This is a genomic window from Enterobacter sp. Lyrl_3 (genome assembly GCF_051948675.1).
Lineage (GTDB): Bacteria > Pseudomonadota > Gammaproteobacteria > Enterobacterales > Enterobacteriaceae > Enterobacter > Enterobacter cloacae.
Genome location: NZ_JAYJLI010000004.1, coordinates 364,991 through 389,520, shown reverse-complemented (window position 1 = coordinate 389,520; position 24,530 = coordinate 364,991). Strand labels below are relative to the sequence as shown.

The window sequence follows — 24,530 nt, the reverse complement described above, 5'->3', positions numbered from 1 at the left end:
CCGGAAATAACATCATGCTTAAAACGCTATCGATTCGTACCGGCTTGCTCTCTTTACTGGCCGTTATGACCCTTCTGCTGCTGATTGTCAGCGGCATTGGCATTTATGCCCTCACACAGAGTTCTTCGTCACTTCAGCGCATTAACCACCTTCAGGGTGAGCAGATGGTGCAGCTCAATTCTGGCTATACGCTGATCCTTCGTGCGCGCAACGAGGCGGGCCAGGCTGTCAGAATGATGGAAATTGGTCTGCTGGACGATGCCGCGAAATCGGTGAAAAGCATTAATCAGGAGATCGCCCTGGCGCAAAAAACGCTGAAAGGCGTGATCGACGCAGGCGTGGCCGATCCCCAGGGACAGCAGTTGCTGGATAAGGTGGCGGCCAGTCTGGCGGCCTATAACCAGCAGGGGATCAACCCAATGTTGAAAGCGCTGAACGAACAGAGCGCAGACAGCTATTACGATCTGCTGGAGAGTAAGCTCATTCCGGTAGCAAAGCAGTTTGATAACGATATGCAGGCGTTCCAGATGTGGAGCGACGCGCGCGGGAAAGCGGAAGTCAGCGCCGTGCAGTCGAGCAAAACGCGGGTTCTGGTCCTGATCGTTGTCGCGGCGCTGCTGACGGCAGGCATCATTGTGCTGGCCTGGCTGGTGCTGCGCCACATGCTGCTCAAGCCGCTCTCGGCGTCGATTGCGCAGCTGGAAAACGTCGCCGCGGGGGATTTAACCCACACGCTGAATGCCCCGGCGAGCCAGGAGTTCAACCGTCTGAACGCTGCCATCGAGGGCATGCGCCAGTCGCTGATGCACTCGGTGCTGCGGGTCCGCGATGCCAGCTCGCAAATTGATACCGGCAGCCGCGAGCTGACGGCGGGAAACAGGGATCTTGCCGAGCGCACGGAGTCCACCGCGACCTCGCTGGAGCAGACCGCCGCCAGCATGGAAGAGATCACCGCCACGGTGAAACTCAACGCGGATAACGCCGAGCAGGCGCACCAGCTGGCGAAATCTGTCTCGGATACTGCCGATCACGGCAGCGAAATGGTCTGCTATGTAATTGAGAAAATGCGCGATATCTCCGGCAGTTCGGCGCGGATTGCCGACATTCTGAGCGTTATTGACGGTATTGCCTTCCAGACCAATATTCTGGCGCTGAACGCCTCCGTGGAAGCGGCGCGTGCGGGCGAGCAGGGGCGCGGTTTTGCCGTCGTTGCGGGCGAGGTACGCAATCTTGCCAGCCGCAGCGCCGATGCGGCAAAAGAGATCCGTTCACTTATCAGCGACTCGCAGACCCACGTTAATGAGGGCAGCGAGCTGGCGCAGCAGGCGGGCGAAACGATGGATGAGATCGCAACCGAAGTGCTGCGCATGACCAAACTGATGCGCGAAATTGCCACCGCGTCTCAGGAACAGAGCCGCGGCATTGAACAGGTGAATATTGCGGTAAATCAGATGGATGAAACCGCGCAGCAGAATGCGGCGCTGGTACAGCAATCCTCTGCCGCGACGCGCTCGCTGGAAGAGCAGTCACGCCAGCTGATGGAAGCCATGTCATCATTTAAACTGACGACGCAGAGTGTCGCATAATATTCCCCGACCCTGGTACATTCTGTACCAGGGTATTATTCTCGGACGAATTAATCGCGCTAATATTATCGTGAATATTACCGAGTAATATTTCCAGCTGGTGGGTTAAGGTTAACGCTTTTTCCGTCGGCTCAAGATATAACCCTTTACGGATAAATAGCGGTTCAGCAAAAAGCTGGCTAAAGCGCTTCAACGCCAGGCTCACGGCCGGGCGTGACATCTCCAGCCGGACAGAGGCCTTCGCCATGCTGCCGCAGCGGACCACTTCAATAAAGACAGGAATAAGATTTAAATCGATGCCGGTATTGGCACGGGAATAATTTTTCGTCACGGGTACGCTCCAGGAAATATCTGTCAAACTGTTATGGAAATAATGCAGGAGCGAATCTGAATATTAAAGCGCGTTTTTTATAAACACTTATACGGTAAATTATATAAATGTATTGGGGAGCCAGAGCGGCTCCCCGGGAGAGGGATTACGCGTCCGGATACTCACGGATAAAACGTTCAACGTCTTCAACCATATGGTTGTTGCCGACGAAGAAGGAACGACGCTGGTGCAGACTTTCTGGCACGATGTCCAGAATACGCTCTTTACCATCGCTCGCCTTGCCGCCCGCCTGTTCCGCCAGGAACGCCATCGGGTTGCATTCATACAGCAGACGCAGTTTCCCGTCCGGGTGGCTGGCGGTGCTTGGGTAGAGGTAAATGCCGCCTTTCAGCAGGTTACGGTGGAAATCCGCAACCAGGGAACCGATATAGCGGGAGGTGTAAGGGCGCTGCGTCGCTTTATCTTCTTCCTGGCAGAATTTGATGTACTTCTTCACGCCAGTCGGGAACTTGATGTAGTTACCTTCGTTGATGGAGTAGGTGTTGCCCTTCTCCGGGAAGCGCATACGTTCCTGACACAGGCAGAACACGCCCAGCGACGGATCGTAAGTAAAGGCATGCACGCCACAGCCGGTGGTGTAGACCAGCATGGTGGAGGAGCCATACACGACATAACCGGCAGCAACCTGCTGACTGCCAGGCTGCAGGAAATCTTCTTCTGTCACCGGCGTGCCAACAGGCGTGACGCGGCGGTAGATGGAGAAAATGGTACCGACAGAAACGTTAACGTCGATGTTGGAGGAGCCGTCCAGCGGATCCATCAGAACAACGTATTTCGCGTGTTCACACCCTTCGAATACGACAATTTCATCTTCTTCTTCAGAGGCGATACCCGCAACGATGTCGCGCGCGCGCAGTGCAGCTTTCAGTTTTTCATTTGCGAACAGATCGAGTTTCTGCTGAACCTCGCCCTGAACGTTCTCGGCACCGCTGGCACCCAGGATATCGACCAGACCGGCCTTGTTGATATCACGGTGGATGATCTTAGCGCCCAGCTTTATTGCCGACAGCAAAGCAGTGAGTTCACCGGTAGCATGAGAGAACTCGTGCTGCTTTTCGACAATAAATTCACCTAACGTTTTCATAACACTTTCCCTGCATCTTTGTGAGTAGAGCGATTGTATGTTCACTAAAACGACTAATGCCCAACAATCTTAACAAATATTCAAATAGTAGCGCAGAGGTGAATCGCGCCAGCAATATACGGATTTACCTGAAATGCGTTTCACACCCGCTAACATGTGAGTAAAATGTGCGCCACATTGAAGAAGGATAGTGACGTATGCGCATTCATATATTGGGGATTTGTGGCACTTTCATGGGCGGACTGGCAATGCTGGCGCGCTCGCTGGGCCATGAAGTGACAGGTTCGGACGCCAATGTGTATCCGCCGATGAGCACGCTCCTGGAGAAACAGGGCATCTCTCTGATTCAGGGTTATGATGCCAGCCAGCTGGATCCCGCGCCGGATCTGGTGATCATTGGCAACGCCATGACGCGAGGTAATCCGTGCGTTGAGGCGGTACTGGAACGCAATATTCCGTTCATGTCTGGCCCACAGTGGCTGCATGATTTCGTCCTGCGCGACCGTTGGGTTGTTGCCGTGGCCGGTACGCACGGTAAAACCACCACCGCCGGTATGGCGACCTGGATCCTTGAAGCCTGTGGTTACAAGCCTGGCTTTGTCATTGGCGGCGTTCCGGGCAATTTCGACGTGTCTGCGCGTCTGGGGGAGAGCCCGTTCTTTGTGATCGAAGCCGATGAGTACGACTGTGCGTTCTTCGACAAGCGCTCCAAGTTTGTACACTACTGCCCGCGCACGCTGATCCTCAACAACCTTGAGTTCGATCATGCGGATATCTTTGACGATCTGAAAGCCATTCAGAAACAGTTCCACCACCTGGTGCGCATCGTTCCGGGTCAGGGCCGTATCATCCTGCCGGAGAACGACATCAATCTTAAGCAGACCATGGCGATGGGCTGCTGGAGCGAGCAGGAGCTGGTGGGTGAGCAGGGCCACTGGCAGGCGAAAAAACTCAACGTGGATGCCTCGGAGTGGGAAGTGTGGCTCGACGGCGAGAAAGTGGGTGAGGTGAAGTGGGGCCTGGTTGGCGAACACAACATGCATAACGGCCTGATGGCAATCGCTGCCGCACGCCATGTGGGTGTTCAGCCTGCGGACGCGGCGAATGCGCTGGGTTCATTTATCAATGCCCGTCGCCGTCTGGAGCTGCGCGGTGAAGCCCACGGCGTAACCGTGTATGACGATTTCGCGCACCACCCAACTGCTATTCTGGCGACGCTTGCAGCGTTACGCGGCAAGGTCGGCGGTACCGCGCGCATTCTGGCGGTGCTGGAGCCACGCTCTAACACCATGAAAATGGGCATCTGCAAAGACGATCTCGCGCCATCCTTAGGGCGTGCCGACGAAGTCTTCCTGCTGCAGCCACAGCATATTCCGTGGCAGGTAGCTGAAGTGGCCGATGCCTGCATTCAGCCTGCGCACTGGAGTGCGGATGTTGATGCTCTGGCGGATATGGTGGTGAAAGCCGCTCAGCCGGGTGACCATATTCTGGTGATGAGTAACGGCGGTTTTGGTGGGATCCATCAGAAGCTGCTGGACGGTCTGGCGAAAAAGGCTGAGGCCGCAGAGTAAAAAAAAGCCCGGTGGCGCTAGCGCTTACCGGGCCTACATTACTCTTCTCCCTCTTCCCTATGGGGAGAGGGCTGGGGTGAGGGGGGAACAGGCGGTTCGATATTACTCTTCGTTCTCAGACAGCTCGCGCAGATACTGGAAAATCAGACGCGCGGACTTCGGCGGCTTATTCCCTTCTTTCTCTTTCTTCGCGTTGCGGATCAGTGAACGCAGCTGCTGGCGGTCGGCATCCGGCCACAGGTTCAATACTTCCGGTACCGCATCATCACCCTGTTCAATCAGACGGTCGCGGATCTGCTCCAGCTTGTGGAACAGCGCAACCTGCTGGTTGTGGCGGTTTTTCAGTTTATCCAGCGCCTGGCGGATCGGATCGACGTCGCGCTGACGCAGCATTTTACCGATAAGCTGAAGCTGGCGACGACGGCCTTCTTTTTTGATTTTCTGTGCCAGTTCAATGGCATCACGCAGATCCTGGTCGAGCGGGATCTTATCCAGCGCGTTTTTACCCAGTTCCACCATTTCTGCGCCAAGCTGTTTTAACTCTTCGGCGTCGCGTTTAATTTCACTTTTACTGACCCAGATGATCTCATCATCTTCGTCTTCGATGTCATCACCGGGAACGTCGTCGAGCCAGTCTTCGGGCTGCTTAGTCATGTCAGGCTCCTTAAAAAAAGAGGCTAATGTTACCAGTTAAGACGCGCACTGAAAAACGGTTCTCTGTTAGACTTCAGTTAACTCTCTCTTACAGTATGGCATTTGCGATGAAAGTAACCTCACAAGTTGAAGCGCAGCGTAAGATTCTGGAAGAAGCCGTCTCCACCGCGCTGACGCTCGCTTCAGGTAAATCAGATGGCGCCGAAGTGGCGGTCAGCAAAACCACCGGCATTAGCGTGAGCACCCGCTATGGCGAAGTGGAGAATGTAGAATTCAACAGCGATGGCGCACTGGGGATCACGGTGTATCACCAGAACCGCAAAGGCAGCGCGTCGTCTACCGATCTCAGCCCCGATGCCATTGCCCGTACCGTGCAGGCGGCGCTGGATATTGCGCGTTACACCTCACCGGATCCTTATGCTGGCGTTGCGGATAAAGATCTGCTGGCGTTTGATGCCCCGGATCTCGATCTTTTCCACCCGGCGGAAGTTACCCCGGACGAAGCCATTGAGCTGGCCGCACGTGCCGAACAGGCGTCTTTGCAGGCGGATAAACGCATCACCAATACCGAAGGCGGCAGCTTCAACAGCCACTACGGCATCAAAGTCTTCGGTAACTCGCATGGTATGCTGCAGGGCTATTGCTCAACCCGTCACTCGCTTTCCAGCTGCGTGATCGCCGAAGAGAACGGCGATATGGAGCGGGATTATGCTTACACCATCGGCCGCGCGCTGGGGGATTTACAGTCCCCTGAGTGGGTGGGCAAAGCGTGTGCTGAACGCACGCTGTCTCGCCTGTCACCGCGTAAGCTCTCCACCATGAAAGCCCCGGTTATTTTTGCCAATGAAGTGGCGACCGGCCTGTTTGGCCATCTGGTGGGCGCTATCGCGGGCGGCTCAGTTTACCGTAAATCGACCTTCCTGCTCGACTCACTGGGCAAACAGATCCTGCCGGAATGGCTGACTATTGAAGAGCACCCGCACCTGCTGAAAGGGCTGGCCTCTACGCCGTTCGACAGCGAAGGCGTGCGCACGGAACGCCGCGATATCGTTAAAGACGGCATTCTGACCCAGTGGCTGCTGACCAACTACTCCGCGCGCAAGCTGGGGCTGAAAAGCACCGGACATGCGGGGGGCATCCATAACTGGCGCATTGCCGGACAGGGCCTGAACTTCGAGCAGATGCTGAAAGAGATGGGCACCGGCCTGGTGGTGACAGAACTGATGGGCCAGGGCGTGAGCGGCATTACCGGAGACTACTCTCGCGGTGCGGCAGGCTTCTGGGTCGAAAACGGCGAGATTCAGTATCCGGTGAGCGAAATTACCATCGCCGGTAACCTGAAGGACATGTGGCGCAATATCGTTACGGTCGGTAACGATATTGAAACACGTAGCAATATACAGTGTGGTTCTGTATTACTGCCGGAAATGAAAATTGCCGGCCAGTAATACCCGAAAAGCGTTTTAATAATAAAAAAGGAAGTGAGCAATGCGTAAACACCTGTTAGCGATCGTCGCGGCTTCAACGCTGGTTCTTGGCTCTTCTGCGTTTGCTGCCGATCTCGAAGACAACATGGACATCCTCAGTCAAAACCTGAAGGTCGTGCAGAAAACGGACAATGCGGCAGAAATGAAAAGCGCATTGACCAAAATGCGTGAAGCGGCGCTAGACGCGCAAAAAGCGACGCCGCCAAAGCTGGAAAGCAAAGCGGCAGACAGCGCAGAGATGAAGGACTATCGCCACGGCTTTGACGTGCTGGTCGGTCAGATTGACGGCGCGCTGAAGCTCGCTAACGAAGGCAAAGTGAAGGAAGCCCAGGCGGCAGCCGACCAGTTTGTCGCGACGCGTAACACGTATCACAAAAAGTATCGTTAATTGGGTGCCTGAGCTGTACGTCCTTTCCCGTATGCGGGGGCGCAGTTAGCGCCCCCGCATCTTTGCTCCCTACTGGCCGGAGCGACACTCCATCCGCGCTGTCACTTCAAGCGAGCCGTTTCGAAAACGGCGCACAGTGTTTTCCTCGTCACCAGCGTTAAGATGATTATTGTCAAAGCAATAATCATCAAAACCCGGATAATTGGGGATTGGCGTTTCATGGATGCCTCCTTGCTTTAAAGCGGGCGAGGTAGCGAACTCCACGGTCGTGACGTGTCGTTTCGAGCCCCTGCCCTGATTTTTTATCAGGCGGGGCTTTCCACTTTCCGTCCCATGCCTGAGACGGTCAGTCTCAAGCACCCGCCGCCACTCTAGCGAATCCCCATAAGAAAACCTTATCCACGTCACATTTCTACGAGTCGGCTCGTAATCTTTTCCGCTTCGCTCTCCCTGTATTTGCCGTCAGATAACGTGATATTCATCACGTAAATACAGCGATTTATCCAGATTCAGCCTATTTATGTGGCACAGATCACTGCTGCGGCTCGCCTTTCCACTTCGAAGTGGAAAACAACTCGCTACAAACCCGCCATCGCCAACGTTAGTTTTATTCCAGAGCCATTAACGGGGTAAGACCAGTGAGTAACGGAGCGGTAATGAACGACGTTGGGGATCAGGCGGAGCAAACAGAAAAGCTCGCGAACACCATGCTGCAGCAGGTTTATGCCCTGCTGGCCCGGCACAACATCATCCCCAATGCAGTACAGGAACAGATGCTCACCTCCCATGTCCGCGCGATGGCGCACCGGTCCGTGACCGGCGAGCCGCTGCCGGAAGTGGAGGCAGAGCTGTTCGACGAAATTTCACCGGATTCAATGCGGCTCGCCCGTGAAGTGGTAGCGCAGTTTGGCAACCTTCCTGATGAAGAAGCCTGGCTGCTCTCCGTTCACTTTGAAGTCGCGAAAGACAACCTTTAAGGAGCAACACATGGAACAGATTACAGTCGTGATTGGCGATCGCCTGGGTAAAGGCCAGAAAGTGGCTGCCGGTGTGGAAAAAGCGGGTGGACGTGCGGTTGTCGTGCCGGGTATGGCGGCAGATATGAAACTCGGCGACGTCATGAAAGCGGAAAACGCCACCTTCGGCATCTCCTTCTGCGGCAGCGGCGGCGCGGGTGCCATCACGGCGCAAACCAAATATGGCTACAAAGCGAAATACGGCATGCGCTCCGTGGATGAGGGGGTGACCGCCATCAACGAAGGCTGCAACGTGCTGGGCTTTGGCTTTATGGATAAAGAAGAGCTGGGCGAGCGTCTGGTACAGGCGTGGCAGAAGAAGCACGGCGCATAAGCATGAAAGAACAGTTCACAACCACGGTGAGAGTGAAGGGGAAGGGCGACGCCAAAGCGCGCGCCTTTGCCGACGCACTCAACCACGTTCAGGCCGCGGTGATGAAAGCCTCACCGCATATCTTACTGCGTATTGAGCCACAGGATGTGCAGGTCGTTCAGGCGCAAGAAGCGGTGCGTAAAGAAGCGTTTCTGTTCTTCTTTTTGCGCCGGGAAAGACGCACCTACAGCGTGGAGCTGGATGTGACCGTCAACGTGACCGCCATCAATCTCGACCAGGTGGATTTCGTCACGCAACGCTGATTATTCATAAAAGGGCAGACTGATGTTCTTAATTATATTAATAAAATCGCTCATCATTGGCGGCCTGGTAGGCGTCGGTGTTGGAGCCGGGGCTGCACGCATGTTTCATGCGCCTACCACTCAGGGTATGGGCGCGTTTCGTACGTTGGGGGAACTGAACTCCTGCGAAGGGGATCCGGCTTCTCACTTCTCCTTTGGGTTAGGCTTCTTCTTTAACGCCTGGGCCTCTTCCGTGGCCGCAGGTGCCTTCACACAGGACGTAGACCACCGCATCATCCCAAACTGGGGTGCTGCAGCCTTGATGATCAAAAACCGTAACGTCGGCGAAACGCTGCACGATCCCCGCAAAATGGCGATTGCCTGCGGCATCATCGGCATGATTGTTGTCACCTTCCTTAACCTGACTGCCTCGTCTGTTCCGGCCGCACTGCAGGTCACCGCCGTGAAGGTGCTGGTACCGGCGGCAAACCTGCTGGTGAACACCGTGATGCCGGTGATCTTCTGGCTGGCGGCCATCGACGCGGGTAAAAAATCCGGCTTCTGGGCGACCATCTTCGGCGGCGCGGCGCAGCTGATTATGGGTAACGCCGTACCGGGCCTGGTACTGGGGATCCTGATCGGTAAAGGTGTGGAAGAGAGCGGCTGGAACCACGTCACCAAAGTGATGATGGCGGCCATCGTTCTGCTCTTCGTGCTGAGCGGCTTCTTCCGCGGCTTCGACATGAAGATGATTGAATCCTTCCATCTGACCGTGCCGAACTGGCTCGACATGATCCACAACTCGCTCAGCGGTAAATAACAGGAGCCTCTACATGGAACAGAATAAAGGTTTTTGGTATGCCGACTGGTCGTTCCCGATCTTCGTTGGCCTGCTCTCCTCCGGCGTGTTTGCCGGGACGCACATGTACTACCTTTACGGCATCGGCGCGTTTAACGAAGTGGCCTTCGTGGCGATGCTGAAGGCGGGAATTGATACCGGTGTATACGGCGCAGTGGCGGCGTTCGGCGCAAGCTTCCTGTTCGCCCGTATTATCGAAGGATCGCTGGTAGGGATCCTCGACATCGGCGGGGCTATCCAGACCGGCGTGGGTCTGGGTGTGCCAGCACTGCTGCTGGGCGCGGGGATCATGTTCCCGGTGACCAACTTCATTGCCTCGCTGATTACCGGCCTGGTGATTGGTCTGGCGATCGGCTACGTCATCATCCTGGCGCGTAAGTTCACCATCAACCAGAGCAACTCCACCTACGGGGCGGACGTGATGATGGGCGCGGGCAATGCCTCCGGTCGTTTTCTGGGGCCGTTGATTATCCTCAGCGCCATGACCGCTTCTATTCCGATTGGCGTCGGTTCCCTGCTGGGCGCGCTGCTGTTCTACATCTGGCAGAAGCCGATCACCGGCGGTGCCATCCTTGGCGCCATGATTTTAGGCTGGTTGTTCCCGGTCGCCCTTTAATACCTGCGGGCGCGCTGGCGCCCGCCTTATCAGGAGAACCCCATGTTTGATTTACTCCTGCGCCGTGCGCGCCTTAGCGACGATACCCTGACCGATATCGCCATTCTGGACGGGAAAATTGCCGCAACAGGCGACATAGACGCTCCCGCCCGCAAAACGGTGGAGCTGAACGATGACGTATTCGTCAGCGCAGGCTGGATCGACTCCCACGTCCACTGCTACCCGAACTCCCCCATTTACCACGACGAACCGGACAGCGTGGGTATCGCTACCGGCGTCACCACCGTGGTGGATGCGGGCAGTACCGGTGCCGACGACGTGGACGATTTCTACGAAATCACCCGCAAAGCCTCAACCGAGGTCTTTGCCCTGCTGAATATCTCCCGCGTGGGGCTGATTGCCCAGAACGAGCTGGCCAATATGGCGAATATTGATGCCGATGCCGTGAAGCAGGCGGTGAAACGCCATCCTGACTTTATCGTCGGGCTGAAAGCGCGCATGAGCAGCAGCGTGGTGGGTGAAAACGGTATTACGCCGCTGGAGCGTGCGAAAGCCATTCAGAAAGAGAACGGCGACCTGCCGCTGATGGTGCACATCGGCAATAACCCGCCTAACCTCGACGAAATTGCCGAGCTGCTGAGTTCGGGCGACATCATTACCCACTGCTACAACGGCAAACCAAACCGCATTCTGACGCCCTCCGGCGAGCTGCGCGCCTCCATTACCTCTGCCCTGAAACGCGGTGTGCGGCTGGACGTAGGCCACGGTACGGCGAGCTTCAGCTTTGAAGTGGCGAAACGCGCCATCGCGATGGGCATTCTGCCGCACACCATCAGCTCGGATATCTACTGCCGCAACCGCATCAACGGCCCGGTGGGCTCGCTTTCGAGCGTGATGTCGAAATTCCTCGCCATCGGCATGTCATTGCCGCAGGTGATTGACTGCGTCACCGCCAACGCCGCCGACGGCCTGCGCCTGACGCGCAAAGGGCGTATCGAACCCGGCCTCGACGCCGACCTGACGCTGTTCACCCTTAAACGTCAGCCGACGGTGCTGACGGATGCTGAAAACGACAGCCTGCAGGCTGAACACATTCTGGTGCCGCTTGCCGCGATCCGCGCGGGCAAGGGCTACATGACCGAACAAGGGAGCACGGAACATGCCTTCGATTTATGAGAAGTACCACTTAAAGCAAGTCATCAACACCTCTGGCCGCATGACGGCGCTGGGTGTCTCCACGCCGCGCCCGGAGGTGGTGCAGGCGGCGATGGACGGCATGAATCACTATTTCGAGATGAAAGATCTGGTCAATAAAACCGGGGAATACATCGCGAAGCTGCTGGATGTGGAGGGCGCGACGGTGGTCTCCTGCGCATCCGCGGGCATCGCCCAGTCCGTGGCGGCGGTGCTGGTGAAAGACAGCGACTGGCTGCTGGAAAACCTGCACGTTACCCCAATTGAGAACAACGAAATCGTGCTGCCGAAAGGCCACAACGTTAACTTTGGCGCGCCGGTGGGCACCATGGTGGCGCTGGGCGGCGGCAAGCTGGTGGAAGCGGGCTATGCCAACGAATGCTCAGCCGATCAGCTGGCGGCGGCCATCACCCCGCGCACCGCGGCGATCCTTTACATCAAATCGCACCACTGCGTGCAGAAAAGCATGCTCAGCGTTGAGCAGGCGGCGGTTGTGGCGCGCAAACACGATCTGCCCCTGATCGTCGATGCCGCAGCGGAAGAAGATCTGCATACCTATTACCGCTCCGGCGCCGACCTGGTGATCTACAGCGGCGCGAAAGCGATCGAAGGGCCCACCAGCGGCCTGGTGATCGGCAAGACCCAGTACGTCGAGTGGGTGAAGCGCCAGACGGCGGGCATTGGCCGCGCCATGAAGGTGGGTAAAGAGGGGATCCTCGGCCTGACCTGCGCCATCGAACACTACCTGACGGCGACTAAAGAGAGCGGGGCGGAGATGGTGGCGAAGATGACGCCGTTTATCGACGCGCTCAACACCCTGAACGGCGTTACCGCGCGCGTGGTCTGGGACAGCGCCGGTCGCGATATCGCGCGTACCGAGATTAAGTTTGACGAAGCCGTAACCGGCATCGGCACCGGCGAGCTGGTGAATGCCCTGAAGCAGGGCGAATACGCCATTTATTTCCGCGGCTACAAGGCCAACGAAGGGATTATCGAAGCGGACGTGCGCAGCGTGAACGCTGACCAGCTGAACATTGTGTACCGCCGCATAAGCGAAGTGTTAGGACAGGAGAAAAAAGCATGAAACTGACCCCCAATTTTTACCGTGACCGCGTCTGCCTGAACGTGCTGGCAGGCTCAAAAGCGAACGCCAGCGCCATTTACGAGGCGGCGGAAGGTCATGTGCTGGTGGGCGTGCTCTCCAAAAATTACCCGGACGTGCCCAGCGCGGTTGCTGATATGCGCGAGTACGCGGCGCTGATTGATAACGCGCTCTCGGTAGGCCTGGGGGCGGGTGACCCGAACCAGTCGGCGATGGTGAGCGAAATCTCCCGTCAGGTGCAGCCGCAGCACGTTAACCAGGTTTTCACCGGTGTAGCCACCAGCCGTGCGCTGCTGGGGCAGAATGAATCGGTGGTCAACGGTCTGGTCTCCCCGACCGGCACCGTCGGGATGGTAAAAATCTCCACCGGCCCGCTGAGCAGCGCGGCACCGGACGGCATTGTGCCGGTTGAAACGGCGATCGCCCTGCTGAAAGACTTTGGCGGCAGTTCAGTCAAATACTTCCCGATGGGCGGCCTGAAGTGCCGTGACGAATACCAGGCCGTGGCGGAAGCCTGCGCCCGTCACGACTTCTGGCTGGAGCCGACCGGGGGTATCGATCTGGAAAACTACGAGGCGATCCTGCAGATCGCCCTGGACGCGGGCGTGAGCAAAATCATTCCGCATATTTATAGTTCGATTATCGACAAAGCCAGCGGCGATACGCGTCCGGAAGATGTGCGTACGCTGCTTGCGATGACGAAGAAGCTGGTGAAGTAAAACAAAACCTTACCCCTCACCCCAGCCCTCTCCCCAAAGGGGAGAGGGTGTAATCGTCCCCTCTCCCCAAAGGGGAGAGGGTTAGGGTGAGGGGGGAACACACCGCACAAACCTGAAGGAGCCACCATGCACACCCGTACCCTGCTTGTCGCTTCACTCTCTTTACTGGCTAACGCCGCTATCGCCCAGCCGCAGTACGCCTGGGTCGGCACCTATAACCCCAACGGGGAAGGGCTGTACCGCTTTACCGTCGACCCGAACACCGGTGCGCTCGGCGATAAAACGCTGGTGAGTCAGCTGCCGAACGCCGCGCAGCTGGCCGTCTCGCACGATGGCAAAACGCTGTATCTGGCAAGCGAAGTGGAGCAGGGCGTGGTGCAGGCGCTGCGGATAGATGATAACGGCGAGCTGAGCGAGCTGAATCAGGTCTCCTCCGGCGGTGCGGGGCCGGTGTATCTTTCGCTCACGCCGAACGGTCAGCATCTGCTGGTGGCGAACTATGTAAGTGGATCGATCGCAGTGCTGCCGATCAAAGCCGATGGCAGCCTGGGTGACGCCACGGATCGGCATCAGGATCAGGGTGAGCCAGGCGCTGCGAAACCGGAGGCGGCAGCAGAAGGCAGTTTTGCCATCAGCGATCATAATGGCCCCCATGCGCACATGATCGCCGCCGATCCGAGCGGGAAATATGTGTTTTCCACCGATCTGGGGTTGGATCGCATCTATCAGTACCGCTTTGACGATCGAGCCGGCAAGCTGACGCCGAACGATCCGCCGTTTATCAGCGCTTCCTCAAAAGGGGCCGGGCCGCGGCACTTTGTCTTTACGCCGAAGGGGGATGCACTGTGGCTGATTAACGAAGAGGCGTCTACGCTCACCCATTATACGCTGGACAGCAACGGCAGGCTGAAAGAGGGCAAAACGCTCTCCGCGCTGCCAGAAGGTTACAAAGGCACCAGTTTTGCGGCCGGACTGGCGCTGAGTGCAGATGGTAAACAGCTGTACGTGGCTAACCGTTTGCATAACAGCATCGGGCACTTTACCGTAACAGCGGAGGGCACGCTGACGCATCACGACGATGTCTGGACGCGTGGCGACTACCCGCGCACCCTGACGCTCGATAAACAGGGGCGCTGGCTGTACGTCATGAACCAGCGCAGCGACAACATTACCCGTTTCCGCGTCGGTCAGGACGGCAAGCTAAGCTTTGAGTCAGACTACACCCCGGTCGGCAGCCCATCCCAGATGGTCATTTCACCCTGAGCAGTAAGAGGACAACGACGTGCGATTTCCGAACCAACGTTTAGCGCAACTTTTCGATCTGTTGCAAAACGAGACGCTGCCGCAGGACGAGCTGGCGCAGCGGCTGTCGGTCTCCACGCGAACCGTCCGGGCGGATATTTCCGCCCTGAACGCGCTGCTGGCAAGCCACGGCGCGCAGTTTATTCTCAGCCGCGGCAATGGCTACCAGCTCAAAATTGACGATGCGGTACGTTATCAGCAGCTACAGGCTTCCCATCCGCGCGCGCTGCGCATTCCCCGTACCGGGCCGGAGCGCGTGCATTATCTGGTGGTGCGTTTTCTCACCTCGGCGTTTTCACTCAAGCTGGAAGACCTGGCCGATGAGTGGTTCGTCAGCCGCGCCACGCTGCAGAGCGACATGGTGGAGGTGCGGGAGTGGTTCCACCGCTACAACCTGACGCTGGAAACGCGTCCACGCCATGGCATGAAGCTGTTTGGCAGTGAGATGGCGACCCGCGCCTGTCTGACCGATCTGCTCTGGGAGCTGGCCCAGCAGGACAGCCTGAATCCGCTGGTGACCGACGTGGCGCTCAATGCCGGAGTAGCAGAGCAGATGGTGCCCGTACTGCACGAGGCACTGACGCGGCATCACATCCGCCTGACCGACGAAGGCGAGCTGTTCCTGCGACTCTACTGCGCGGTGTCGGTGCGCCGCATCAGCGAGGGGTACCCGCTGCCGGAATTCCACGCCGAAGATGTGGAAGAGAACGTGCGTGACGCGGCGAAAGATATCGCGGTGACCATTCAGCAACTGGCGGGCAAAGCGCTTTCCCCTTCGGAAGAGAGCTGGCTGTGCGTGCATATCGCCGCGCGGCAGATCCAGGATATCGCGCCGAGTGCCATCAATGCGGATGACGACGAAGCGCTGGTCAACTACATCCTGCGCTATATCAACACCCACTATAACTACAACCTGCTCAGCGACGAGCAGCTGCATGCGGATCTGCTTACCCATATTAAAACCATGATCACCCGCGTGCGGTATCAAATCATGATCCCGAATCCGCTGCTGGATAACATCAAGCAGCACTATCCGATGGCGTGGGATATGACGCTGGCGGCAGTCTCAAGCTGGGGCAAATACACGCCGTATGTGATCAGCGAAAACGAGATTGGCTTCCTGGTGCTGCATATTGGCGTCGGGCTGGAGCGCCACTACAACATTGGCTACCAGCGCCAGCCGCGCGTGCTGCTGGTGTGCGATGCCGGTAATGCCATGGTGCGCATGATTGAGGCGGTGCTGCAGCGCAAATACCCGCAGATTGAGGTCACACACACGCTTACGCTTCGCGAGTACGAGCAGACGGAATCCATTAGCGAAGACTTTGTGATCTCGACTGCCCGCGTCAGTGAAAAGTCTAAGCCGGTGGTGATGATCGCCCCGTTCCCGACGGACTACCAGCTGGAGCAGATTGGCAAGCTGGTGCTGGTTGACAGAACCCGTCCTTGGATGCTGGATAAATACTTCGACGCTGCGCATTTCCGTATTCTCAACGCCCCTGTGGACCAGCAAACGCTGTTCCGCGAGCTCTGCGTCCAGCTTGAAGAGGAGGGCTTTGTGGGGGCTGAGTTCCTCGACTCGGTCGTTGAGCGTGAAGCCATCGTCAGCACCATGCTCGGCGACGGCATCGCGCTGCCGCACTCCCTTGGCCTGCTGGCACAGAAAACGGTGGTCTACACCGTGCTCGCCCCGCACGGCGTCCAGTGGGGCGACGAAACCGCCCACGTCATCTTCCTGCTCGCCATCAGCAAAAGCGAATACGAAGAGGCGATGGCGATCTACGATATTTTCGTCACCTTCCTGCGCGAACGTGCGATGTCACGACTCTGTAGCTGCGGAAATTTTGCCGAGTTTAAGGCGGTGGCGATGGAGAGTTTGAGCCGGTTTTGAGAGGCGTTATCCAGAATTCGATGTAATGCGAATGTAATGCTAAACTGCATTACACATTCGATTCGCCTGGAGGCATAATGGCTACGCTTAACGTCCGTCTGGATGACAAACTCAAAAACGAGGCTTATGCCGTGCTGGAAAAACTCAATATCACCCCAACAGAAGCCGTGCGACTCCTGTTTCAGTACGTTGCGGAGACGGGGCGCATGCCGGTGAAAACGGTCACGATTAGCGACAGCGAAGATGCGCTGATACAGACAGTCCGGGAGCGACTGGCTAATCCGCAAAAGGGAATTAAGGTTAGTCTGGATGACTTATGAACTGGAATTTGACCCGAGGGCGTTAAAAGAGTGGAGCAAGCTGGGGGAGACTATAAAAAAAGCAGTTCAGGAAGAAACTTGCCGGGGTGTTGGTAAACCCCCGGATCGAATCGGCCCGTCTGCATAATCTGACTGATTGCTACAAAATAAAACTCAGATCCCAGGGTTACCGTTTGGTCTATCAGGTTCAGGACAACGTGGTAACGGTAGTTGTCATCGCTATTGGGAAAAGAGAGAAATTAACCGTGTATCACGATGCTAACAAACGGCTATAGCGTTCAGCGCAAATGATGCACAACCTGGTTACTGCTGCCGCGCCAGATAAGCGCCGGGTCTTTTAAATCCTGTACAAATTTGCCGTCGACCAGCACGTTAATCAGATCCACCACTTCCCTTTGCTGCGCGTTCAGCTCGTCCAGCTTATAGCCCGTCCAGACCCAGATATCTTTTCCTGCACACTCGCGGCGAATGCGTTTCACCAGCTTCAGGATCTCCGGCACGTTTTGCGGGTGCAGCGGATCGCCGCCGGAGAGCGAAATCCCCTGGCGTTTGATGCGGGTGTCGTTGAGGTCGTTAATGATCCGGTCTTCCATCCCGGCGGTAAACGGCATGCCGGAATTGAGCCGCCAGGTGCTTTTGTTGTAGCAGCCAGGGCATTCGTGCACGCAACCTGAGACAAAAAGAGTGCAGCGGGTGCCGGGGCCGTTAACGATGTCGACGGGGTAGTACTGGTGATATCGCATAGAAATGTCCAGAGAATGTATGCGCGCTGATGCCCTCACCCCGGCCCTCTCCCACGGGGAGAGGGGGAAGAGTTCCCTCTCCCTTGAGGGAGAGGGCTAGGGTGAGGGGGAGAACACGGAACTTACCCGATCTGCCCATTCCCTAAATGCTTCACGCGGCGTTTCACCTCTTCCTGCTTACCGGCGTTGAACGGACGCGCATCCGGGCTGCCAAGATAGCCGCACACGCGGCGGGTTACCGATACGCGGGCCGCATCGTGGTTGCCGCATTTCGGGCAGGTAAAGCCTTTACTGGTACACTCAAACTCGCCGGTAAAGCCGCACTCGTAGCACTCGTCGATAGGCGTGTTGGTGCCGTAATACGGCACGTGCTGATAGCTGTAATCCCACACGTCTTCCAGCGCTTTAAGGTTGTGCTGGATGTTCGGGTATTCGCCGTAGCAGATAAAGCCGCCGCTGGCGATAGGGGGATAAGCCGCTTCAAAGTCAATTTTGTCGTACGGGTTAACCTTTTTCTCCACGTCCAGGTGGAAGCTGTTGGTGTAGTAACCTTTATCAGTCACCCCTTCCACAATACCGAACTCGGCGGTGTCCAGACGGCAGAAACGGTCACACAGGTTTTCGCTCGGCGTACTGTACAGGCTAAAGCCGTAGCCGGTCTCTTCTTTCCACTGGTCAACGGCATCGCGCAGGCGCTGAACAATGGCGATGCCTTTCTCGCGCAGCGCGTCGCTGTCATACATATGCGTGTTGCCAAACAGGGCGTTGATGGTTTCGTGAATACCGATATAGCCCAGCGAGATCGACGCACGACCGTTTTTGAAGATCTCAGACACGTCGTCGTCCGCTTTCAGACGCACGCCGCAGGCCCCTTCCATATAGAGGATTGGCGCGACACGGGCTTTCACCCCTTCCAGACGGGCGATGCGGGTCATCAGCGCTTTACGTGCCAGCTGTAAACGCTCATCCAGCAGCGCCCAGAAGGCGTCTTCATTACCTTTGGCTTCCAGCGCGATGCGCGGCAGGTTCAGGCTGATCACGCCCAGGTTGTTGCGGCCGTCATGCACCTGCTCACCATTTTCGTCCTCATACACGCCGAGGAAGCTGCGACAGCCCATCGGGGTTTTAAACGAACCGGTGACTTTCACCACCTGGTCGTAGTTCAGAATGTCCGGATACATGCGCTTGCTCGCGCACTCCAGCGCCAGCTGTTTAATGTCGTAGTTCGGGTCACCAAACTTATGGTTCAGACCGTCGCGGATGGCGAATACCAGTTTCGGGAACACCGCCGTTTTGCGGTTTTTGCCAAGACCGGAGATACGGTTACGCAGAATGGACTGCTGAATCAGACGCGATTCCCAGCTGGTTCCCAGACCAAAGCCGAACGTGACAAACGGCGTCTGACCATTCGCGGTATGCAGCGTGTTCACCTCGTACTCCAGCGACTGGAACGCGTCATAGCACTCTTTCTCGGTGCGGGAATGGGCGTAGCCGTCGGCATCGGGGATCTGCCACTCTTCCGCCGTTTTACGGTGCTTCTTAAAGCTGGCGGTGACAAACGGGGCCAGCACTTCATCAATGCGGTTAATGGTGGTGCCGCCGTAAATGTGGCTCGCGACCTGGGCGATAATCTGCGCCGTGACGGCCGTCGCTGTGGAGATGGACTTCGGCGGCTCAATCTCGGCGTTACCCATTTTAAAACCGTGGGTCAGCATGCCTTTCAGATCGATCAGCATGCAGTTAAACATCGGGAAGAACGGCGAGTAGTCGAGATCGTGGTAGTGGATCTCACCGCGCTCGTGCGCCGATACCACGTCGCGCGGCAATAGATGCTGACGGGCGTAGTGTTTAGCCACGATACCGGCCAGCAGGTCGCGCTGGGTCGGGATCACCTTGCTGTCTTTATTGGCGTTTTCATTGAGCAGGGCGGAGTTGGTCTGCTCGACCAGACCCCGGATTTCCTGATTCAGACGACCGCGCTTCTCACGCTGGACGTCGCGGTCGTGGCGGTACTCAATATAAGCGCGCGCTAACTGCTTGTAAGGACCAGACATCAGCTGGTTCTCAACCGCAGTCTGGATCTCGCTGATATCCACCTGGCTGCGTTCGTTCATCTGGCGGCTAACGACGTCTGCGACGGTGGCGCAGTAATCTGCGTCATCGACTCCCGCTGCTTTAGCTGCACGCAGAATGGCTTCCTGAATGCGCTCTGATTTAAACGGCACTTTACAGCCATCACGTTTCATCACATGCGGTGTCATGATCACTCCATTTTAAAAACAGGTTATCCACAGAGGTGGGGAAGTATGCACCGGGTGGATTATCAGCCAGCCCAATGACTTCCCGCGTTCCCGACCCTTGTTATCCACAATCCCGGAGAGCGGAGTCGCCGTGTTGTTGTTGGAATAGTAGACGATAAATACAAGATGTTGGGTCGGCCAGCATTTTAAGTGCTACATATAGTGATTTGCATCAAACATGTTTGCGATTTTTTTGATTCAGAACAAAGTAAAAAGACGAGAGTACAAACGGCGGGCGCTGGAGCGAATGTAAATCCGCAAAGGAAAAATCTGATTAATTATTCAACAAAAACAGTAAAGTAAGCCGGGCGCTGCTATTACGCCCGGCGGGAGATTACGCCTGTAGCCACCAGACGGCTTCAAACGGACGTAGCGTGGCGGTGTGTGGGGCCGGGTAGTTACTCATGACGGCCTGCCACTCACCGCTGAGAACATCAGATTCCCATTCATGAGACTGATGGTTGAGGTTAGCCACCACCACCAGGGTTTTCCCCTGCCACTGGCGGCGATAACACCACAGGAACGGATGTTCCGGCAGCAGATCCTGATAATCGCCCCACGTCAGCACCGGCAGGGTTTTGCGCAGGCGAATCAGCGACTGGTAGGTATAAAACACCGAATCGGGATCGTCCAGCGCCGCGCGGGCGTTGACCGTCTCGTAGTTGTCGCAGACGCCAATCCACGGCTCACCTTCGGTAAAGCCCGCATTGTGCGAGGCATCCCACTGCATCGGTGTGCGCCCGTTATCGCGCGACTTACTCGCCAGAATCGCCAGGAGTTCGTTCGGATCGCGGCCGTTAGCCCGCAGTTCGGCGAACATGTTCAGGCTTTCCACGTCGCGGTAATCGGTGATACGGCTGAAGTGCGGGTTGGTCATGCCAAGCTCTTCACCCTGATAGATATACGGCGTGCCCTGCATCCCGTGCAGCACCATGCCCAGCATCTTCGCCGCCGGTACGCGGTATTCGCCTTCATCGCCAAAGCGCGACACAATACGCGGCTGATCGTGGTTACACCAGAACAGCGCGTTCCACGCTTTGTTATGCATCCCCTGCTGCCAGTGGTTGAAGAGGGTTTTCAGCGCCACGAAATCCGGTTTTGCCAGCGTCCATTTTTCGCCGCCGGGGTAATCCACCTTCAGATGATGGAAGTTAAAGGTCATCGACAGCTCGCGCCCGTCGAGAGACGCATACTGCTGGCAGTTCTCCAGAGAGGTGGAGGACATCTCGCCCACCGTCATCAGATTACGCGGCGTAAAGACGTCGCGGCTCATCTCCCGGAGATATTCATGAATGCGCGGCCCATCGGTGTAGAAGCGGCGACCGTCGCCAATATCGTCATTCGGGAAAGCCTGGTCTTTCGAAATCAGGTTAATCACATCCAGACGCAGGCCGTCCACGCCGCGATCGGCCCAGAACTCGCACACCTTTTTCAGTTCAGCGCGCACGGCCGGATTCTCCCAGTTGAGATCCGCCTGCTCCGGGGCGAAGAGGTGCAGATAATACTGCTCGCTCTCGGCGTGCCAGCGCCAGGCGCTGCCGCCGAATTTGGAGCGCCAGTTGTTGGGAAGCTGCTCCGGCGTGCCGTCGCGCCAGATATAAAACTGGCGGTACGGGCTGGCTTTATTCAGTGATTCACGGAACCAGGCGTGCTGGGTTGACGTGTGGTTAAACACCATATCCAGCACGATGCGAATGCCGCGTTCATGCGCCTGGGCGACCAGCTCGTCAAAGTCATCCAGCGTGCCGTACGCCGGGTCGATGGCAGTGTAATTCGCCACGTCGTAGCCGTTATCCACCTGCGGGGAGATGTAAAACGGCGTCAGCCAGATGGCGTCAATACCGAGGGTTTTCAGGTAGTCCAGCCGCTGCGTCACGCCGCGCAAATCGCCGGTGCCGCTGCCGGTCGTGTCCTGAAAACTTTTTGGGTAAATCTGATAGATGACTCCGTTCTGCCACCAGTGAGGAAGGGTATTCATAGTGCGTTCCTGCAAATGCGAAGGGGCGCAACTGCGCCCCGAAAGATGAAGTTAAACAATCTGCAGCGCGCCCTGACGGAACTTACGCTGGTAAACCACGGTGGTGAGCGCCATAGGGACGATGATCGCGATGGCCATCGCCAGGGCAAACACCTGCCAGAAGGCGGGCTGAATGGAGAGAATACCCGGCAGGCCACCAACGCCGATGCCGTTTGCCATCACGCCGTTGAGACCACACACCAGACCCGCCAGACCCGAGCCGATCATGGCGCAGAGCATCGGGAAGCGGTATTTCAGGTTGATACCGTACATCGCCGGTTCGGTGACCCCGAGATACGCGGAGATGGCGGCCGGAACGGAAATTTCACGCTCGTTATGCTTACGGCTGACCAGAATAATGCCCGTTACGGCAGATGCCTGAGCGATGTTAGACAGCGCGATAATCGGCCAGACCGGCGTGCCGCCAAGGCTCTGGATCATCTGCATATCAATCGCCAGCGTGGTCTGGTGTACGCCGGTGATCACCAGCGGGGCGTACAGGAAGCCGAACAGCGCGGCACCAATCGGCGCGAAGCTGCCGGTCATCAGGTGACGGACGGCAAAGGCCACACCGTCGCCGATCATGCGGCCAAACGGACCGATAAAGGCGTGCGCCAGGAACACCGCCAGGATCAGCGAGCAGACCGGCACCACCACCAGATAGAGGTAATCTGGCACGATGCGTTTCAGGCGCGTTTCAATAAAGCCCAGCGCCAGACCCGCCAACAGTGCCGGGATAACCTGCGCCTGATAACCCACTTTGGCGATGGTGAACAGGCCAAAGTTCCACACTTCCGGCGCCTGCTGACCAAGTAAGTAAGCGTTCATTAACTGCGGAGAGACCAGCGTTACGCCGAGCACGATACCCAGAATCGGGGTACCGCCCATTTTACGCACGGCGGACCAGCAAATCCCCACCGGCAGATAGAAGAAGATCGCTTCGCCAATCAGCCACAGGAAGTCGTAAATGGTTTTCAGCGCCGGGTACATCTGCGCCAGGGTTTTGCCGTCGCTCATCGGCACATCACCGATGACGTTACGGAAGCCTAAAATTAAGCCCCCGCTGATCAGCGCTGGCAGCAGCGGGAAGAAGATCTCTGCGAAGTGGGAGATAAGCTGCTCGTGCCATTTCATATTCTGGCGCGCGGCCTTTTTGGCCTGCTCTTTATCTGCCGCGTTGTGCCCGGTAGTGGCGAGCAGAGCCTGATAGTAATCGCCCACTTCGGTACCAATAACCACCTGGAACTGCCCGGCGTTGGTGAAGCAGCCTTTCACCATCGAAAGCGCTTCAATCGCTTTCGGATTGGCTTTGGCCGGATCGTTCAGCACGAAGCGCAGGCGGGTAATACAATGGCTGACCGTCGCGATGTTTTCGCGACCGCCCACCAGGACGATCAGCTGATCGATATCTGCTTGTTTGACTTTACTCATCATGAAACCTCATGACAGATGGGAGGGGTGTAATGACCTGAGCGCAAGCCTACTCCTTCAGCGGGACGGCGAAAATGGGAACGTTCCCGAAATCGGGCGAAGATCACAATAAACCGATTTATGGTGGTTATGAAAGATGGACGGGAATGACGATTTGGCGGGGTTCTGCGCGCCCGTTGATCTGCTCAATCAGCTGTGCGGCCGCCTGACGGCCGGACTCGGCGTAGCCCGGATCGACGGTGATGATCTCCGGGTGCAGGAACTTCATCAGCGGGGTACTGCCTACGCTGGCAACCTGCAGGTCGTCGATGCGCTGTTCCTGTAAATATTTGCTCGCACCCAGCGCCAGGGTATCGGTCGCGCACACCAGCGCGCTGGTCTGCGGGGTCAGCACGCTGGCGACCTGCTCATAGCCCTGCTTCATGCCAAGCCCGGGCAGGGAAGCTACGGCAGAGAGGTTGTGCTTTTTGCAAAACGCCAGATAGGCTTCGTGACGGCGTTTGCCGGTGGTGACGTCCGCGTGCGGTACGCCAAGATAGCTGATATGACGATGGCCTTTTTCGTACAGGCGCTGCATCAGGGTAATAATCGCCCCTTCATCGTCATAGCAGACGGACGCAAATCCGTGGGCATCGCGTGCCAGCAAGACCAGCGAGGGTTGCCAGGGTTTGAGCATCTCCTCTTTAATGCCGGTAAAGCCAAACAGGACCACCCCGTCGATGTTGCGTCGCGCCAGCATCCCCAGATGCTCTTCCACCAGCTGTGGCGAGAACTGACTCTCCATCATGATTGGATCGTAACCCTGCTCATAGAAGGCGGGCAGCATGGTCTGTACGGCGAGGTTTTCAGAGAGGGAATCCAGACGCGAGACAATAATGGCGACCACTTTATCGCTCTGTCCGCGCATGGCCCGTGCGGAACGGGAAGGGGAAAACCCGTGCTGATTCATCACCGCCTCGACGCGCTCGCGCGTGCGTTCGCTGACACCGCTCTCGTTGTTCAGCACGCGCGACACGGTGGATTTCCCCACGCCGCTTAAACGCGCAATGTCTTTAATCGTAAGGCGGTTTTGCATGCTGTATTCCCTGTAACAACGATAACGGTGTCAAATGAGCCTAATGCTATAGCGCTAATTCGCTATGGGCAAAGTCTGGTTTACGTTCGGTTTATTTGAGGGTGGGTATAATACCGCCCGACGCGCCGCTTAGGGTACGGTTAAATCCTTATACTGCGCGGCGTACCCC

General features: G+C 57.0%; 24 protein-coding genes and 1 pseudogene. 16 read left to right on the top strand and 9 right to left on the bottom strand.

Annotated features, from left to right (window positions below; all coding sequences use genetic code 11):
* Positions 1-14 precede the first annotated feature (14 nt).
* Positions 15-1,586, top strand: coding sequence for a methyl-accepting chemotaxis protein (locus VF709_RS11770; protein WP_013095343.1), 1,572 nt, complete (start codon positions 15-17; stop codon positions 1,584-1,586).
* On the opposite strand, the gene VF709_RS11765 is transcribed toward VF709_RS11770, so the two are convergent.
* Both VF709_RS11765 and fbp read right to left on the bottom strand, forming a co-directional pair.
* Positions 1,558-1,917: a helix-turn-helix domain-containing protein gene (locus VF709_RS11765; protein WP_038418557.1), complete on the bottom strand. Its 360-nt coding sequence runs from the start codon at positions 1,915-1,917 to the stop codon at positions 1,558-1,560. The genes VF709_RS11770 and VF709_RS11765 overlap by 29 nt on opposite strands.
* 145 nt (positions 1,918-2,062) lie before the next feature.
* The gene (gene fbp / locus VF709_RS11760; protein ID WP_013095345.1) at positions 2,063-3,061 is read right to left on the bottom strand and encodes a class 1 fructose-bisphosphatase; all 999 of its coding nucleotides are present in this window, start codon (positions 3,059-3,061) and stop codon (positions 2,063-2,065) included.
* Positions 3,062-3,258: 197 nt separating this feature from the next.
* On the opposite strand from fbp, the gene mpl reads away from it, so the two are divergent.
* Positions 3,259-4,632, top strand: a complete 1,374-nt coding sequence (gene mpl, locus VF709_RS11755; RefSeq protein WP_013095346.1) for a UDP-N-acetylmuramate:L-alanyl-gamma-D-glutamyl-meso-diaminopimelate ligase — start codon at positions 3,259-3,261, stop codon at positions 4,630-4,632.
* Between the two features lie 102 nt (positions 4,633-4,734).
* Here the strand turns inward: mpl and yjgA are convergent, their stop codons facing one another.
* Positions 4,735-5,286 (bottom strand): ribosome biogenesis factor YjgA, encoded by a 552-nt coding sequence (gene yjgA, locus VF709_RS11750; protein WP_008501414.1) that lies wholly within the window; start codon positions 5,284-5,286, stop codon positions 4,735-4,737.
* A gap of 95 nt (positions 5,287-5,381) precedes the next feature.
* Here yjgA and pmbA point away from each other — a divergent pair, with 95 nt between their 5' ends.
* Together pmbA and cybC are read left to right on the top strand one after the other, a co-directional pair.
* Complete coding sequence (gene pmbA / locus VF709_RS11745; protein WP_032618803.1) at positions 5,382-6,734, top strand: metalloprotease PmbA; 1,353 nt, start codon at positions 5,382-5,384, stop codon at positions 6,732-6,734.
* 40 nt (positions 6,735-6,774) lie between these two features.
* Positions 6,775-7,161, top strand: coding sequence for a cytochrome b562 (gene cybC, locus VF709_RS11740; RefSeq protein ID WP_013095348.1), 387 nt, complete (start codon positions 6,775-6,777; stop codon positions 7,159-7,161).
* Positions 7,162-7,262: 101 nt separating this feature from the next.
* Here cybC and VF709_RS11735 read toward each other — a convergent pair whose 3' ends face one another.
* Complete coding sequence (locus tag VF709_RS11735; RefSeq protein ID WP_440231654.1) at positions 7,263-7,349, bottom strand: Hok/Gef family protein; 87 nt, start codon at positions 7,347-7,349, stop codon at positions 7,263-7,265.
* Between the two features lie 450 nt (positions 7,350-7,799).
* Here VF709_RS11735 and VF709_RS11730 point away from each other — a divergent pair, with 450 nt between their 5' ends.
* The 12 genes and pseudogenes from VF709_RS11730 (at position 7,800) to VF709_RS11675 (ending at position 17,070) form a co-directional block, all read left to right on the top strand.
* Positions 7,800-8,138, top strand: a complete 339-nt coding sequence (locus VF709_RS11730; protein ID WP_028027887.1) for a glycine dehydrogenase — start codon at positions 7,800-7,802, stop codon at positions 8,136-8,138.
* A gap of 10 nt (positions 8,139-8,148) precedes the next feature.
* Positions 8,149-8,511, top strand: a complete 363-nt coding sequence (locus VF709_RS11725) for an SFCGS family glycine-rich protein (protein WP_006179053.1) — start codon at positions 8,149-8,151, stop codon at positions 8,509-8,511.
* A gap of 2 nt (positions 8,512-8,513) precedes the next feature.
* Positions 8,514-8,813 carry a DUF4312 family protein gene (locus tag VF709_RS11720; RefSeq protein ID WP_006810338.1) on the top strand — a complete coding sequence of 100 codons (300 nt, stop codon included), beginning with the start codon at positions 8,514-8,516 and terminating at the stop codon, positions 8,811-8,813.
* A 22-nt stretch (positions 8,814-8,835) separates the two neighbouring features.
* Complete coding sequence (locus VF709_RS11715) at positions 8,836-9,612, top strand: DUF4311 domain-containing protein (RefSeq protein WP_006810337.1); 777 nt, start codon at positions 8,836-8,838, stop codon at positions 9,610-9,612.
* A gap of 13 nt (positions 9,613-9,625) precedes the next feature.
* On the top strand, positions 9,626-10,267 hold the full coding sequence (locus VF709_RS11710) for a DUF4310 family protein (protein ID WP_013095350.1): 642 nt from the start codon (positions 9,626-9,628) through the stop codon (positions 10,265-10,267).
* Between the two features lie 42 nt (positions 10,268-10,309).
* The gene (locus VF709_RS11705) at positions 10,310-11,443 is read left to right on the top strand and encodes an amidohydrolase/deacetylase family metallohydrolase (protein ID WP_149896503.1); all 1,134 of its coding nucleotides are present in this window, start codon (positions 10,310-10,312) and stop codon (positions 11,441-11,443) included.
* Positions 11,427-12,545, top strand: a complete 1,119-nt coding sequence (locus VF709_RS11700; RefSeq protein WP_013095352.1) for a DgaE family pyridoxal phosphate-dependent ammonia lyase — start codon at positions 11,427-11,429, stop codon at positions 12,543-12,545. The genes VF709_RS11705 and VF709_RS11700 overlap by 17 nt, the downstream gene beginning before the upstream one ends.
* Entirely contained in the window at positions 12,542-13,282 is a 741-nt protein-coding gene (dagF, locus tag VF709_RS11695) for a 2-dehydro-3-deoxy-phosphogluconate aldolase (RefSeq protein WP_047023171.1), read from the top strand. The genes VF709_RS11700 and dagF overlap by 4 nt, the downstream gene beginning before the upstream one ends.
* Before the next feature lie 126 nt (positions 13,283-13,408).
* Complete coding sequence (locus VF709_RS11690; protein ID WP_149896505.1) at positions 13,409-14,545, top strand: lactonase family protein; 1,137 nt, start codon at positions 13,409-13,411, stop codon at positions 14,543-14,545.
* Between the two features lie 19 nt (positions 14,546-14,564).
* On the top strand, positions 14,565-16,475 hold the full coding sequence (locus VF709_RS11685; RefSeq protein WP_149896506.1) for a BglG family transcription antiterminator: 1,911 nt from the start codon (positions 14,565-14,567) through the stop codon (positions 16,473-16,475).
* Between the two features lie 77 nt (positions 16,476-16,552).
* Positions 16,553-16,795, top strand: coding sequence for a type II toxin-antitoxin system RelB/DinJ family antitoxin (locus VF709_RS11680; protein ID WP_008501400.1), 243 nt, complete (start codon positions 16,553-16,555; stop codon positions 16,793-16,795).
* Positions 16,785-17,070, top strand: a pseudogene (locus VF709_RS11675) (type II toxin-antitoxin system RelE family toxin). Before VF709_RS11680 ends, VF709_RS11675 begins: the two are co-directional and overlap by 11 nt.
* Before the next feature lie 3 nt (positions 17,071-17,073).
* Here the strand turns inward: VF709_RS11675 and nrdG are convergent.
* From nrdG to treR, 5 genes are all read right to left on the bottom strand, one after another.
* Positions 17,074-17,538 carry an anaerobic ribonucleoside-triphosphate reductase-activating protein gene (gene nrdG, locus VF709_RS11670; protein ID WP_057071444.1) on the bottom strand — a complete coding sequence of 155 codons (465 nt, stop codon included), beginning with the start codon at positions 17,536-17,538 and terminating at the stop codon, positions 17,074-17,076.
* A 122-nt stretch (positions 17,539-17,660) separates the two neighbouring features.
* Positions 17,661-19,799: an anaerobic ribonucleoside-triphosphate reductase gene (gene nrdD / locus VF709_RS11665; protein WP_013095357.1), complete on the bottom strand. Its 2,139-nt coding sequence runs from the start codon at positions 19,797-19,799 to the stop codon at positions 17,661-17,663.
* Between the two features lie 373 nt (positions 19,800-20,172).
* On the bottom strand, positions 20,173-21,816 hold the full coding sequence (gene treC, locus VF709_RS11660; RefSeq protein ID WP_149896508.1) for an alpha,alpha-phosphotrehalase: 1,644 nt from the start codon (positions 21,814-21,816) through the stop codon (positions 20,173-20,175).
* A 51-nt stretch (positions 21,817-21,867) separates the two neighbouring features.
* Entirely contained in the window at positions 21,868-23,286 is a 1,419-nt protein-coding gene (treB, locus tag VF709_RS11655; RefSeq protein WP_038420863.1) for a PTS trehalose transporter subunit IIBC, read from the bottom strand.
* 127 nt (positions 23,287-23,413) lie between these two features.
* Positions 23,414-24,361, bottom strand: coding sequence for a trehalose operon repressor TreR (gene treR, locus VF709_RS11650; RefSeq protein ID WP_149896509.1), 948 nt, complete (start codon positions 24,359-24,361; stop codon positions 23,414-23,416).
* Positions 24,362-24,530 lie beyond the last annotated feature (169 nt).